The organism is Aquitalea pelogenes (assembly GCF_001515305.1).
GTDB lineage: Bacteria > Pseudomonadota > Gammaproteobacteria > Burkholderiales > Chromobacteriaceae > Aquitalea > Aquitalea pelogenes.
In genome coordinates this window covers 14,372-27,864 of sequence record NZ_LNQV01000001.1, presented here as the reverse complement: position 1 = coordinate 27,864, position 13,493 = coordinate 14,372, and the positions used below count along the sequence as shown (strand labels likewise).

13 protein-coding genes and 2 pseudogenes are annotated in these 13,493 nt (G+C 59.9%); 8 read left to right on the top strand and 7 right to left on the bottom strand.

What is annotated here, in order from left to right; genetic code table 11:
- Positions 1 to 4: 4 nt before the first annotated feature.
- A complete protein-coding gene (locus tag AWT75_RS00150; RefSeq protein ID WP_062786257.1) occupies positions 5 to 907 on the bottom strand; it encodes a sugar phosphate isomerase/epimerase family protein in 903 nt (300 codons plus the stop codon).
- 208 nt (positions 908 to 1,115) lie between these two features.
- Here AWT75_RS00150 and AWT75_RS00145 point away from each other — a divergent pair, with 208 nt between their 5' ends.
- A complete protein-coding gene (locus tag AWT75_RS00145) occupies positions 1,116 to 2,171 on the top strand; it encodes a LacI family DNA-binding transcriptional regulator (protein ID WP_045846026.1) in 1,056 nt (351 codons plus the stop codon).
- A 164-nt stretch (positions 2,172 to 2,335) separates the two neighbouring features.
- Positions 2,336 to 2,677: pseudogene (locus AWT75_RS20615) on the top strand (thiamine pyrophosphate-binding protein); the annotation flags it as partial.
- Between the two features lie 225 nt (positions 2,678 to 2,902).
- On the opposite strand, the pseudogene AWT75_RS00140 reads toward AWT75_RS20615, so the two are convergent.
- The 4 genes and pseudogenes from AWT75_RS00140 to AWT75_RS00125 all read right to left on the bottom strand — a co-directional run.
- A pseudogene (locus AWT75_RS00140) lies at positions 2,903 to 3,115 on the bottom strand (peptide-methionine (R)-S-oxide reductase); the annotation flags it as partial.
- A 63-nt stretch (positions 3,116 to 3,178) separates the two neighbouring features.
- Complete coding sequence (locus tag AWT75_RS00135; protein WP_062785903.1) at positions 3,179 to 3,814, bottom strand: histidine phosphatase family protein; 636 nt, start codon at positions 3,812 to 3,814, stop codon at positions 3,179 to 3,181.
- Positions 3,815 to 3,847: 33 nt separating this feature from the next.
- Positions 3,848 to 5,215 carry a deoxyguanosinetriphosphate triphosphohydrolase gene (locus tag AWT75_RS00130; RefSeq protein WP_045845080.1) on the bottom strand — a complete coding sequence of 456 codons (1,368 nt, stop codon included), beginning with the start codon at positions 5,213 to 5,215 and terminating at the stop codon, positions 3,848 to 3,850.
- Between the two features lie 69 nt (positions 5,216 to 5,284).
- Positions 5,285 to 6,451, bottom strand: a complete 1,167-nt coding sequence (locus AWT75_RS00125; protein WP_082695867.1) for a PQQ-dependent sugar dehydrogenase — start codon at positions 6,449 to 6,451, stop codon at positions 5,285 to 5,287.
- A gap of 185 nt (positions 6,452 to 6,636) precedes the next feature.
- Here AWT75_RS00125 and AWT75_RS00120 point away from each other — a divergent pair, with 185 nt between their 5' ends.
- The gene (locus AWT75_RS00120; protein ID WP_153013188.1) at positions 6,637 to 7,185 is read left to right on the top strand and encodes a hypothetical protein; all 549 of its coding nucleotides are present in this window, start codon (positions 6,637 to 6,639) and stop codon (positions 7,183 to 7,185) included.
- Between the two features lie 15 nt (positions 7,186 to 7,200).
- Here AWT75_RS00120 and AWT75_RS00115 read toward each other — a convergent pair whose 3' ends face one another.
- The gene (locus AWT75_RS00115; RefSeq protein WP_153013187.1) at positions 7,201 to 7,839 is read right to left on the bottom strand and encodes a hypothetical protein; all 639 of its coding nucleotides are present in this window, start codon (positions 7,837 to 7,839) and stop codon (positions 7,201 to 7,203) included.
- Between the two features lie 126 nt (positions 7,840 to 7,965).
- On the opposite strand from AWT75_RS00115, the gene AWT75_RS21605 reads away from it, so the two are divergent.
- The 5 genes from AWT75_RS21605 to AWT75_RS00095 all read left to right on the top strand — a co-directional run bounded on the left by AWT75_RS21605 (position 7,966) and on the right by AWT75_RS00095 (position 12,572).
- The gene (locus AWT75_RS21605) at positions 7,966 to 8,127 is read left to right on the top strand and encodes a hypothetical protein (protein ID WP_161937707.1); all 162 of its coding nucleotides are present in this window, start codon (positions 7,966 to 7,968) and stop codon (positions 8,125 to 8,127) included.
- Positions 8,128 to 8,314: 187 nt separating this feature from the next.
- A complete protein-coding gene (gene pflB, locus AWT75_RS00110) occupies positions 8,315 to 10,573 on the top strand; it encodes a formate C-acetyltransferase (RefSeq protein ID WP_062785890.1) in 2,259 nt (752 codons plus the stop codon).
- A gap of 72 nt (positions 10,574 to 10,645) precedes the next feature.
- A complete protein-coding gene (pflA, locus tag AWT75_RS00105) occupies positions 10,646 to 11,419 on the top strand; it encodes a pyruvate formate-lyase-activating protein (protein ID WP_062785887.1) in 774 nt (257 codons plus the stop codon).
- A gap of 135 nt (positions 11,420 to 11,554) precedes the next feature.
- The gene (locus AWT75_RS00100) at positions 11,555 to 11,824 is read left to right on the top strand and encodes a hypothetical protein (protein WP_045845077.1); all 270 of its coding nucleotides are present in this window, start codon (positions 11,555 to 11,557) and stop codon (positions 11,822 to 11,824) included.
- A 172-nt stretch (positions 11,825 to 11,996) separates the two neighbouring features.
- Entirely contained in the window at positions 11,997 to 12,572 is a 576-nt protein-coding gene (locus tag AWT75_RS00095; RefSeq protein WP_062786254.1) for a lysophospholipid acyltransferase family protein, read from the top strand.
- Positions 12,573 to 12,707: 135 nt separating this feature from the next.
- Here AWT75_RS00095 and AWT75_RS00090 read toward each other — a convergent pair whose 3' ends face one another.
- Positions 12,708 to 13,457, bottom strand: coding sequence for a hypothetical protein (locus tag AWT75_RS00090; RefSeq protein ID WP_045845076.1), 750 nt, complete (start codon positions 13,455 to 13,457; stop codon positions 12,708 to 12,710).
- Positions 13,458 to 13,493 lie beyond the last annotated feature (36 nt).

Sequence of the window (13,493 nt, the reverse complement as noted above, 5' to 3'; positions counted from 1 at the left end):
GCGGCTACTTTTGTTGAAAGTACTGGTCCAGATAGCGCCGTATTTCCTCCAGCATGAAGCGGGACGAGTCGTCAGCACGTTCTTCCCAGGCAAACACGCAGGAGGACAGCACACCGTCGAAACCGATGTCAGCCAGGGTGGCAAAAAACACATCCCAGTCGATTTCGCCCTGGCCGATATCCAGATGCTGATGCACGCGTACATTGGCGCCGGGCGGATTGACGATATAGCGCAGGCCGGATGAGGCCTTGTGGTTGAAGGTGTCGGCCACACGTACATGGGCCAGTACCGGCGCGGCGGCGCGCAGCATGGCGGCCATGTCGTCGCCGTAATAGAAGGTGTGTGGCGCGATATAGGACAGCTTCACATTGGCTGAACCAATTACCTGCACGATGTCCAGTGCGGGCTGGAAGGTTTCCACCCAGTCTTCAGGATGTGGCTCGATCGACAGCTGCAGGCCTTCGCGCTCGAAGATCGGCACCAGTTCGTCCATAGAACGCCAGAAGGCGGCTTCGCATTGCTCCGGAGTATTGATGCCAGCACCCAGCCCGACGGAACGCTCTGGCGATGCACCCCGACCGAATTCGGAAATCATGGTGTCGCATTCCAGTTCCACCGCAATTTCGATGGCTTTTTTCCAGTATTTCATCGCCGCCTGACGTTCATCTTCAAACGGGCTGGACCAGCGGTACATCGGTTGCAGCGTGGCCAGGCTGACGCCATGTTCGCGCATGGCTTGCTTGAAACCGGCCAGCCGTTGGCCATTGGCACGCGGCATGGCCCACCATTGCAGCAGGTCGGCGCGTGGGGATAGCTCGATGTGGCGGTAGCCCAGCTCCGCCGTCTTGCGGCACAGCGCCGGCAGGCTGAGGTGCCGGTGCATGTACGGGTCCAGCGCAATCTTCATGTCGTCCTCCATGTGTTGTGGTATTGCCTGATAGCCATGTTGCAGTGCACCTGATGCCAAAGGGTTAGATCCTTGTGGTAAAAGGGCTGCAGCAGGTGGTAATGAGGCTGACTCTAGAGAAGGAAAGCAGGCTTTTCAGTTGCTGATTTGACGATAAATCGTCAATGTGGGCTGATTGCCACAATGCTTGACTCCAGGGGACATACGCATGACCCAGCCGCCACGGCGCAAGAAAACAGCCCGTTTCATCGAAATCGCCACTGCTGCCGGCGTCAGCGTGGCCACGGTGGACAGGGTGTTGAACGAGCGAGGCAGTGTCTCGGCCACGGCGCGCGCCAAGGTGATAGCGGCTGCGCGTGAGCTGGCGGTGCCACGGCTGTTACCGGATACCCGCCACGGGCTGATTCATCTGGACATCCTGTTGCCGGATAACCAATCCCCCTTCTTTCGGCGGCTGCGGCAGGCCTTGCAAGCGGCACTGCCGATGCTGGACCGCCGGGTAGTAGTGCACCAGCAGACGCTGGGGGAAAAGGATGAAGCCGCCATGGTGCGCGCCTTGCGTCCCCGGCCGTACCCACGGCAGGGGCTGATTGTGGCGGCACCGGATACTCCCGCTGTGCAGCTGGCCATGCAAGCGGCCATCCAGCGCGGCGAGCAGGTGGCGTTGGTGGTGAGTAATGTGGCCGGTCTGCCGCAGGCTCGCTATGTGGGCATAGACAACCATGCTGCCGGGCGGACTGCCGGCTGGCTGCTGGGCCGTCTGTGTCCGCAAGCGGGCAGGGTGCTGTTGCTGTCCAGTCGGCCGGACTACCGTGGCCATCTGGAGCGTGCCAGCGGTTGTGCCGAGGTGCTGGCACAACGCTTTCCCCATTTGCAGTGTGATCAGGTGGCCACCGCCACCCATGACGATGCCGACCGTTGCTATGCCGCGGTCAGTCATGCTTTCAAGCAGGGTCGGCCGATTGCCGGTATTTACAATAGCGGGGCGGGCTCACCCGGCATTGAGGCCGCGTTGCGGCGCTATGCCATCCACGACAAGGTGTGCTGGGTAACACACGAGCTGTCGGACGACCACCGGCAATATTTGCAGCAGGGTTTGCTGGATGTGGTGATTGATCAAGACCCGGATGGCCAGGCCATCAAGGCCCTGCAACATGTGCTGGCAGCTCTGGGGGTATTGCCGCAGGGAGGCGAATTCGGGGCGGCTGAATTCCGCCTTTATCTGGCAGAGAACATGTCGGCTTCGCCCTATCTGTCTCCCTAGCAAGCATGGTTTGCTTTGCGGAAAATGTTTTTCAAAATAAAATTAAAATGAAAAATAATTTGCAATCATCCGGAAATCTTATATCGTAGTGGCAGGCTGTTCCTTACTCTCGATCACGTCATGCTGGCACCGCCCGGTCAGCTGATGTCATCGCCCCCTGGAGAATGGATGTGAAAACCGTACGTCTCACCGTGGCCCAGGCGCTGGTGCGCTATCTGGCCGCGCAGTTTGTCACCATGCCGGATGGCAGCCGGGAGCGGCTGTTTGGCGGCGTGTGGGCCATATTCGGCCACGGCAATGTGGCCGGTCTGGGCGAAGCCTTGCAGGCAGCGCAGGATGTGCTGCCTACCTTGCGCGCCCACAACGAGCAGGGCATGGCACTGGCCGCTACCGCCTATGCCAAGGCGCATTTTCGCCGCCGCATGATGGCGGTCAGCACCTCCATCGGCCCCGGTTGTACCAATCTGGTCACTGCCGCTGCGGTGGCCCATGTCAACCGCCTGCCCATGCTGTTGTTGCCGGGTGATGTATTCATCTCGCGCGCACCGGACCCGGTATTGCAGCAAGTGGAAGATTTTCAGGATGGTGGCGTGTCGGCGGTGGATTGCCTGCGGCCGGTATCGCGCTACTTCGACCGCATCGTGGTGCCTTCCCAGTTGCTGACCGCCTTGCCGCGTGCCGTGCGAGGTGTCGCGCAGGCGCTTGATGCGCTCGCCGGCAGCTTCTGCCCAGAAACTGGGCCAGCCGCAGCCTGCATCAAACTTGGTATCCGAGTGAAACAGCAGGCTGCCACAGCAAATGCAATGGTAATCGCCGCGCTCGGTGCGCAGGTAATGTTCGCCGCTGAACGGGCGTTCGGTGCCGCCCTGACGGGCAACGCGGTATTGTTCCGGGCTGAGCCGGGCGCGCCAGTCGGCGTCGCTGATGGAGCTTGGCTTGTCCATGATCATTCCTCGGGTGGTTTTTGTATTGGTCGCGGCTGGAGGGGCAATCTGTCAGTGCCGGGCTTACAGCTCGTCCAGACTGCTGTCCAGATGGGACTGGTCTGCCCATTTTTCAATTTCCCACTCGCCGTCCCGATAGCGAATCCAGTTGAGTGCGGCATTCGGAATGGGAAAGTCGCGTGCTCCGCTCAGGCCCTTGCCGCTGGCGGTACGGTGCACCATTTCCAGCACGCCGCCATGGCTTACTACCAGGATCTGCTTTCCCGCATAGTGTTCCGCCAGTTGCTGCATGTATTGCATGATGCGCTGCTGAAAGCCGTGCAGGCTTTCACCACCTTGCAGGTCGAAGTGGACATCCCGCTCCTGATGCAGCCGGTAGACGTGGGGGATGTGCTGTCGTGCTTCTTCGAAAGTATGTCCCTGAAAAGCACCGTAATGCCGTTCTTTCAGCGCGGCATGGGTTTGCAATGGCAGGCCGAGCCGACGGCTGATGGCGCTGGCGGTCTGGCGGGCCCGGGTAAGTTCGCTGACATGCAGCGCGCTGAATTCCAGCTGTTGCTGCGCCAGTGCGTGGGCCAGCTGTTCGGCCTGCTGCAGGCCGCGGGCATTGAGCGGGATATCCAGATGGCCTTGCAGGCGGCGCTCGCGGTTCCAGTCGGTTTCACCGTGGCGGATCAGGCAAAAGCGGGTGGTGGGCATGTGGGTGTCCGGATGGTTGAGCGGGGGTGGAAATTAGAGAATGCCGACACCGGAGATTTCGCGTGCCAGGTTGGCGGCGTAGTTGTCGGTCATGCCGCCAACAAAATCCAGTACTTTCATATAGGCCTGATACAGGCTGTCTTCTGGCTTGATGTGTTGCTCCAGCAGCCCCATGGCCAGGTGCTGACGCGGGGTCAGCTGTTCTGCACCACGGGTGATATAGGCATGTACCGCTGGCACCAGCACATCCAGAATGGTGGCGACGCAGGGGTAGGACGCCAGTTCGGTCACCAGCTTGGTGCGGTGGCGGTACACCTTGTTGCTGGCCAGCTCCTTGGCCTGAATCAGCGCTTCCTGAACCTCGGCATCCGTCAGGTTGATCAGGTCCTTGGCCGGGAATTCCCCGGCCAGCAATGCGTTGTGGTGCAGCATGAATTTTTGCGCCACTTCGGCCACGCAGCGGCCAATGGCAATGCCGCGCAAGGTGGCGCATTTCTGCTTCACGTCGTGCAGGTTCCACACCTTTTCGTATTCGGTAAAGCGGGCGAACAGGCCTTCGAATTCCCGTACATCCAGAATGCCGATTTCGACTGCATCTTCCAGGTCAAGAATGGCATAGCAAATGTCATCGGCCGCTTCCATCAGGTAAGACAGCGGATGGCGGCTCCACTCCAGTTCTCCCTTGCGCGGTAATTGCAGCTCGGTGGCAATGCGCTCGAAGTAGGGCAGTTCGGTGCGATAGATGTTGAACTTGTCGCGCGCAAGCGCCTTGGGTGCATCTGATGTCCACGGATACTTGATCAGCGCACCCAGTGCCGCGGCAGTCAGGCGCATGCCGCCTTCGTGGCTGTACATTTCCAGTGTGGCCAGCATGCGCAGGCCGTGAGCATTGCCTTCATAGGTTTGTACATCGCGCAGCTGGGCGGCATCCAGTGTGGTGAGGAAATGCGCGTTGCGCGCATCGCGGAACCAGTCGCGCAGGGCATCTTCGCCGGTATGACCAAACGGCGGGTTGCCGATGTCGTGCGCCAGGCAAGCCACCTGCACCACCGCACCAATATCGAAGGGGCTGTAACCGGGCGGCATGACCCCGGCGTGCTGCATCATCACCCCCACCCGGTTACCCAGGCTGCGGCCCACGCTGGCCACTTCCACGCTGTGCGTCAGCCGGTTGTGGGTGTGGTCGTTCTGGGCCAGTGGATGCACCTGGGTCTTGCGGCCCAGACGGCGGAAGGCGCTGGAAAACACCACCCGGTCGTGGTCGATATGAAAGTCGCTGCGCAAGCCTGCGCTGCCTTCATCGGTAGCCGGGGTACGGGTGGGTTTGATTTCCCCTTGCACCACCTTGAAGCGCTGGGTGGAGAGCAGGGCAGTCCATTGTTGTTGCTGGTGCTGGGTCATGGCAGGCCGTGGCAGGTTGGATGTAGCGATGATATGGGCTTTGCTGCCCGGGGAAAAGCCGCTTGCCGTTCAGGGCCGTGCATACAGGCGGATCAACTGGCCGTGGCGGTCTTCGGTCATGTAGAGTGCGCCGTCGGCGCCGGCACGGATTTCAACCGGGCCGCCGGGGCCTTTGCTGTCTTTCCAGTTGCCGATCAGTTCCAGACCCTGGCCGGTGGGCAGGCCCTGGCGGTCGGTCGGGTAGGCCATCAGGCGGTGGCCATGCTGGCGATAGCCATGAAAGCCGACAATCAGCCAGCCGGCAAAGCGTGGCGCGGCCTTGGGCCCCAGCCACCAGGTCAGTCCCAATGGCGCGGCATGTGCGGGTAACAGGCGGTAGGGAGGGGTAGTTTGACTGCAGTCGTAGGCGGGAAACTCCGGTGCCGCCACCTGTTTGTCGTAGCAAAAGGGCCAGCCATAGTGCTTGCCGGCCTGCAGCAGATTCAGCTCGTCGTGTGGCAGTTCATTGTCGTTGGGCAACTGCAGTTTCAGCTGGATGGCGTCGCGGCTGTTTTCTGCCTGCAGCAGGATGCCACTGCGCGGATGCACGCCCAGTGCCATGCTGTTGCGCAGGCCACGGGCGAATACGCCCAGATCGCTGACTTTGCCATTGTCATCGATGTGATAGCGCCACACCACGCCGGCCCGGTCCTGCTCACTTTCGGGGCAGCGTCCGCTTGCCTGTTCGGCTGGCGATGCGGTTTCGCAATTGTCGGATGAGCTGCCGATATTGACGTAGAGATCGCCATTGCCGGCCAGGGCAAAGGTAGTGAGCGGGTGACGCTGGCGTAGTGGTAGGCTGATGACGGTTTCGCGTTGTTGTGGCGTTGCCAGGTCAAAGCGGATGATGCGCCCCACTTCACCCACGTAAATCTTGCCATCCGGTCCTTGCACCACGCCGTGCGGACGGTCCAGCCCTGTTAGGAGCACAGTCTGCTGCCAGCTGCCGTTCCTGGCTTCCAGTTGCAGCAGCCGGCCTTGTGGGGCATCCCAGCGTGTCATTTCGGTCAGCAGCAGCTTGCCGTCCGGCAGGATGGCAAGTCCACGCGGCATTTTCAGGCCGCTGGCAATGATTTCGGCGCACAGGCCGGGCAGGACGTGCATGCCGGGTGGGGCAGCCTGAGGGCAGCGTTCGGCAGCTTGCGCCGACAGGGGCAGCATCAGGCAGGCAAGGATAAGCAGGTGACGGACATGCATGGGTTTTCTCCGGGACGCAAGGGCACAAGCCGGATGCTGCCAGCAACAATAGCAAGAGCCTGCCGCAAAGTCGCCCTTGCCGTGCGATCAGCCCAGAGGGGGGATTTGATCCCATAAAATCTGCTTGCGATGATTGTGCATGTAAATGATAATGATTGTCATTAACAAATGAGCGAGGTGATGTCATGTCGTGGGCAATCGTTCAGCTATGCGGAGTGGGGGTAATGGTGTTGACGCGGTTTGCATACCGGCCATTGCTGCGGCGTAGCAGTCAGCTGCTGGTGGGGCAGTGCATCCTGCGCTGGCCTGTGCTGCTTGGCATGGTGATCCTGCCCTTGCTGGTCTCGCTCCCGGGCTGGCCGCACCGGTTTTCGCTGGCACTGTCACCACTGGCCGGACCGGTGGGCTGCCTGATACTGGCGTATGCATGCTGGCTGTTCTGGCGTAGTCAGCTTGATGTGCTGTCGGGTAATGCACAGCGCAAGCCATGGCCGGGCGGGGTTTATCAGCGCATTCGCCATCCGCTGTATGCGGCCCTGTGGCTGGCGGCGCTGGCTCAGTTCCTGCTGGTGCAGGATGGCTTGGCGGGCAGTGGCGGTGTGCTTGCCCTGTTGTTCAGCTATGGGCGCAGTGTAAGGCGGGAGGAGGGCCTGTTGCTGCAGTGGCTGGGTGATGCCTATCGCCAGTATATGCAGGACACCGGCCGACTGTGGCCCCGCGGGCTGGCGCGTTAGCGCTGCCGGTCGTTGTCAGGGCTGACCATCGATATTGCTCAGCATGGTGGTGATTTCCGCCGGGCGATACAGGGCCGGGCCGCTTCGATACACCGTCAGTTTCCCTTGTTCGATGAGGCCGACTTCCAGCTGCCTGCTGGCTGGGTCCAGCAGCAGGTAGGCCATCTCGCTGCCGCCTTCGTGCGGCTTGTTGCCGCTGACATAAAGCAGCTGATCCCGGCTTAGCGGGCCGCTGACCTGCATATTCTGCTGGAACACGGCAAATTTGCTGCCCAGCAGTTGCCGCAACGCCTCCGCCACCACGCCGGTCTGGTACAGGCCGATGTCGGCCGGGTACTTTCCTGTCTTGTTTTCCAGCGCCTGCCATTGTTGCTTGGCATCCACCTTGTCTGACGCCTGTTTCAGGATGGCCACGGCATTGCCCAGTGCCGGGTTCTCCGTGAGCAGTGTTGCAGCGTGCTGCTTGGCTTCTGCCGTCACATTGCTTGCCTGCTGGCGCAGTGCGGCAAGCGGTGCGCTGCTGGCTTGCAGGCTATTGTGGGCTGCGTCGATGGCGGCTGAGGCTGCTTGCTGTGCCTGTTCGCTTTGTTGCTGGCTACAGGCGGTCAGCAGGCAAAGTCCTGTCATGGCCATGACTTTTCTGTGCGGGATCATGATGGCTCCTGGTGCTGTGAACGATGGCAGAGTGTCTGGGGCGGCAAGAGTTCCTTTTTGACTGTAGTAATACTACATTTATTGTTGCGCATCACCTGTAAGCAACATTCACTATGAAAAACATGAATGTTTGAAATCGAACATTCTGGCCTGTTCATTGTGCAGTGGCCTTATTCTGTGCACGGGAACGCTTTGCGGTTGCTGCCGGTGCTTGTGGCTTTGGCGGCAAAAGACGGCAGGGGCGGCGGCAAGGCAGGCACTTTGCCTGTTTTGCTGCTATGGTGTTGATTATCAACAAGTCTGATTGTGTGTTGACTGATGTCTTGCCGCTCTGGCGGGGGCTGGATTTTCCCTATTGGCCAGTCAGGGTGCTTTGCGCGGTCTTAGTTTGATCTGCATCAAGCTCTTATTTTCGATATCGAATGTAGTATTGTTTCCATAGAGAACATTTCGGGCTTCAACTCAGGAGATAGTCATGGAATCGATTGCTCAACAAGCCGTACAGGCAGACCCTTGGCGGAGTTTTGCCGCCGGTGACTGGCAAAACCGCGTCGATGTACGCAACTTCATCCAGCTCAATTACCAACCGTATGCTGGCGATGCCACGTTCCTGGCTGGCGCTACCGAGCGTACCCAGGCCTTGTGGGCTGCGCTGGGCGAATTGCTGAAACAGGAGCGGGAAAAGGGCGTGCTGGATGTGTCGGCTGACCGTGGCACTTCCATTACCGCTCACGATGCGGGCTATATCGATCCCAAGCTGGAACTGATTGTCGGCCTGCAAACCGATGCCCCGCTCAAGCGCGCCATCATGCCAAACGGTGGTTTGCGCATGGTGGAAGCCGGGCTGGCTGCCTATGGCTTTACCCTGGACCCGGTAATCAAGGAAGTCTGGAGCAAATACCGCAAGAGCCATAACCAGGGTGTATTCGATACCTATACCCCGGAAATTCTGGCCGCGCGTAAATCCGGGATCATCACCGGTCTGCCGGATGCCTATGGCCGTGGCCGCATCATCGGCGACTATCGCCGTGTCGCCCTGTACGGTACCGATTTCCTGCGCAAGGAACGCCAGCAAGCCTTCCACGAACTGGACGGCGCCGTCTTCACCGAAGATGTGCTGCGTCAGCGTGAAGAACTGTCCGAACAATTCCGCGCGCTGGACGAGCTGCGCGAAATGGCGGCCAAGTACGGTTATGACATCAGCCGTCCGGCGGTGAATGCGCGCGAAGCCGTGCAATGGACCTACTTTGCCTATCTGGCTGCGGTGAAGGAGCAGAACGGTGCTGCCATGTCGCTGGGCCGCATTGCCACCTTCCTCGACATCTATATCGAGCGTGATCTGGCCGCCGGTGTACTGACCGAAACACAGGCGCAGGAACTGATTGATGATCTGGTGATCAAGCTGCGTATCGTGCGCTTCCTGCGCACCCCGGAATACGACCAGCTGTTCTCCGGCGACCCTACCTGGGTGACCGAATCCATTGGCGGCATGGGCGAGGATGGCCGCACACTGGTCAGCAAGAACAGCTTCCGCTTCCTCAATACCCTGTACAACCTGGGCCCGGCGCCAGAGCCCAACCTTACCGTATTGTGGTCTACCGCATTGCCGCAGGGTTTCAAGGACTTCTGCGCCAAGGTGTCCATCGACACCAGCTCCATCCAGTACGAAAACGACGACCTGATGCGGCCTTACTGGGGCGACGATTACGGCATTGCCTGCTGCGTGTCGGCCATGCGTATCGGCAAGCAGATGCAGTTCTTTGGTGCCCGCGCCAACCTGGCCAAGGCCATGCTGTATGCCATCAACGGTGGTCGGGATGAAAAGAGCGGTGCCGTGGTGGCGCATGGCTTCGAGCCGATTACCGATGATGTGCTGGACTTTGACACGGTGATGGCCAGGTTCGACAAGATGATGGACTGGCTGGCCGCCACTTATGTGAAGGCGCTCAACTGCATCCATTACATGCACGACAAATACGCATACGAGCGCATCGAAATGGCGCTGCACGACCGTGACATCCTGCGCACCATGGCCTGCGGCATTGCCGGGCTGTCGGTGGCAGCGGATTCGCTGTCGGCCATCAAGCATGCGCGCGTACATGTCATCCGCAATGAAGACGGTCTGGCGGTGGACTACCGCATCGAGGGCGACTACCCGGCCTATGGCAATAACGATGACCGGGTGGACAGCATGGCGGTGTGGCTGACTGAAACCTTCATGAACAAGATCAAGGCCCAGCCGTATTTCTACCGTAATGCCACGCCCACCCAGTCGGTGCTCACCATTACCTCCAATGTGGTGTATGGCAAGAAAACCGGTAACACCCCGTGCGGGCGTCGTGCTGGCGAGCCGTTTGCGCCGGGTGCCAATCCGATGAACGGTCGGGACGTGCATGGCTTTGTTGCGGCCGGAGCCTCGGTGGCCAAGCTGCCGTATGCCGCGGCGCTGGATGGCATCAGCTGGACCGCATCGGCCACGCCGGATGCGCTGGGCCATACCGCACAGGATCGCGTTGCCAATCTGTCGCATTGTCTGGACGGCTTTGCCGCAGCTGGCGGTTTCCATGTGAATGTGAACGTGTTCCGCCGCGAAACCCTGCTGGACGCGATGGAGCACCCGGAGCTGTACCCGCAGCTCACCATCCGCGTGTCCGGCTATGCGGTGAACTTCGTCAAACTGACGCGTGAACAGCAACTGGATGTGATCAACCGTACCTTCCACGGCAGCCTGTAAGCCCGTCACGGTTTGTCCATCCACCCGCCCGCCGGCAGATGCTGACGGGCGGTTTTTTCATCAGGAGTATTCATGACCCAGCAGCATGTGGTGCATGCCCCGCTCAGTCAGGGGGAATTGACCGGCTACGTCCACTCCACCGAAAGCGGTGCCGGAGTGGACGGGCCAGGCATGCGCTTTGTCTATTTCATGTCCGGCTGCCAGTTTCGCTGCCAGTATTGCCACAACCCGGACACCTGGAAGCTGCATGCCGGTCGCCAACTGACGGTGGAGCAGGCAGTGGCGGAAATCGCCCCTTATGCCGGCTTTCTCAAATTTGCCGGAGGCGTGACTGTATCCGGTGGCGAGCCGTTGATGCAGGCGGAATTCGTCGGTGCGCTATTCACCGCCATCAAGCAGCGCTACGGCCTGCACACCGCGCTGGATACCCAGGGCTTTCTGCATGCCAATGTGGATGATGCCTGGTTTGACCAGGTCGATCTGGTGTTGCTGGACATCAAGCACAGCGACCCGCAGCGTTATCTGGAAATTACCGGCCAGGCCTTGCAGCCGACGCTGGATTTTGCCCAGCGGCTGAAACGGCTGGGCAAGCCGATATGGCTGCGATATGTACTGGTTCCGGGGCTGACAGATGGTGCCGATGATATCGCCCGCCTGGCAGATTACGCAGCCAGTCTTGGCAGTATCGTGCAGCGTGTGGAAGTGCTGCCCTTTCATCAGATGGGGGCTGACAAGTGGGCGCAGCTCGGGCTGCACTATCCGCTGGCGGCGACGCCAACACCTACGGCTGCGGCAGTGGACGCAGCGCGGACGGTTTTTGCGGCACGTGGGCTGACGGTTTGTTGAATACGGGGTAGGGCGGTGTTTCGGTTAAAGGTTCTGGCTATCTTTCCGAAACTTCTGATAGGTATTGTTTTGGCGCTGAGGATAATACGTCGGGTGAGTCGTCATTGAACAACCCTGAAAAGATTGTCCGAAGAGATGAAAACAGAACTGTCCAAACCTGGCAAGCCAGCCAGCAATCTATCGGCACGGGTGATCAGCGAGCAGATCAGCACCCTGATTGACCGCCTTTCCAAAAAAGGCCAGTGCATCGTGATCTGGGAGAAAGAACGCTTGTTGTTCTGCTCCATGGATAGCCGCAATGCCCAGCGATATCTCGCCAAACCCACTTGCCTGGGGGTTTACGATGCAGATGTCACTTACTGGGATGTGCAAAAAGACTTGAAGGAAATCCTCCAGCGCGGTTGATGCCTGCAGAGGGCAGCCAGCCTGCCATCTGGCTGATGGGTAACTGCTTGCGTGATAGTGATTTACCCGTTTGGCCATATCCGGTACAGTCCGCTTTTTCCATCGTCAAGGCAGGCCTCTGACAGGAGGCCTGCCGGCCATCCTGCATGTGGTGCTGCCGCTTGCCGGATTCATGCACTACACCATTTTCGACACGCCAATCCTGCGCGACCTGATGCGCGCCTTGTCCATTTTTCTGTTGCGTCTGCGCGGCTGGCGCATTGCAGGACAATTTCCCGATCTGCCCAAATATGTACTGATTGCCGCACCGCATACCAGCAACTGGGATTTCCCGCTGACGCTGGGCGTTTGCTTTGCCTTGCGCGCCAAGCTGTACTGGATGGGAAAGCACACGCTGTTCTGGGGGCCGATGGGGCCGATCATGCGCTGGTTGGGTGGCATTCCGGTGCGGCGCAGTCGCAGCAACTCGCTGGTGCAGCAGATGGTGGAGGTTTACCAGCGCTCCGACAAGCTGGTAGTGGCCATTCCGCCGGAAGGAACCCGCCAGCGGGTAAAGGAATGGAAAACCGGCTTTTACCACATTGCCTGTGGCGCACAGGTGCCGGTGGTACTGGCCTATATGGACTATGCCCGCAAGGAGTGCGGTTTTGGTCCGGTGTTCCATCCCTGCGGTGATATCGAGGCGGACATGCCCAGGATACGCGCGTTTTACCAGGACAAGACCGGCAAGTATCCGGATCAGCAATAAGCGCCGCTCAAAAGTCCTGTTGCGGCGTTGCGCCTTGTCCCAGGGATGTTGCGCTGTGCTTAGTCGCACAAGTACCGCGACATACAAAAATGAGCCCGCAGGCAGATTGCCGCGGGCTTTTTGCATCTGGGGTATTCAGGGCGCGGGGACTGCCGATGTGGCGGCCTGTACCGGGATGAATTGCAGCAGCGGTGCGGCCAGCAGGGATTGGCCAAAATCGATGGCGCTGCGACGGACCTTCTCATCGGACACTTCGGCAAGCAGTTCCAGTCTGGCCATGATCTTGGACATTTCCCGTTCGAATGACAGATTGCGCTGTTGCGGGTTGATTTCATTGGCCAGCAACATCGGGCTGCCATCGGCATTTTGACGGTGTCCAAGCAGCCAGGCTGCCACCTCCACGTTGTAGGCAGCGTTCTCCAGTTGCTGGGCATTCAGGCCATGGACCAGGTACAGCTCGGTGCGGCCACCGTAGACATCCACCAGCATGCTGCCCAGACCAAACACCAGGGTGCCGGCGCGGTCGCCAGCGAATTGCGGGTCAAATGCGGTGGTGAGTGCGGCAGTGGAACGTACTTTGCCCAGTTGCGGCAGAGGCTGATTCAGCCGGATAGCCTGCATGATCTGGCGCACGGCCGTCTCGCGGCTGTCATGGCCACCTTTGCGCCACTGGGCGGGGTTGCGCCGGTAGAGTTTGTCCAGCAAGGTTTGCAGGCTGGCCAGATTGTCGCGCATGGCCAGGTTGGCCATGCGGTTGCTGGCTGTCTGGCCCAGTTCTGCCGAGTTGAAATCTTCACCCTTTACCGGCTTTTTGATTGGCTCGCTACTGCATGCGGTCAGTAGCAAGCCGGCCAGCAAGGGCAGGGTAAAACGCAGCATCTGCATGGTGGGGCATGCCTTGCATTAAGCGGGGATGAGGCC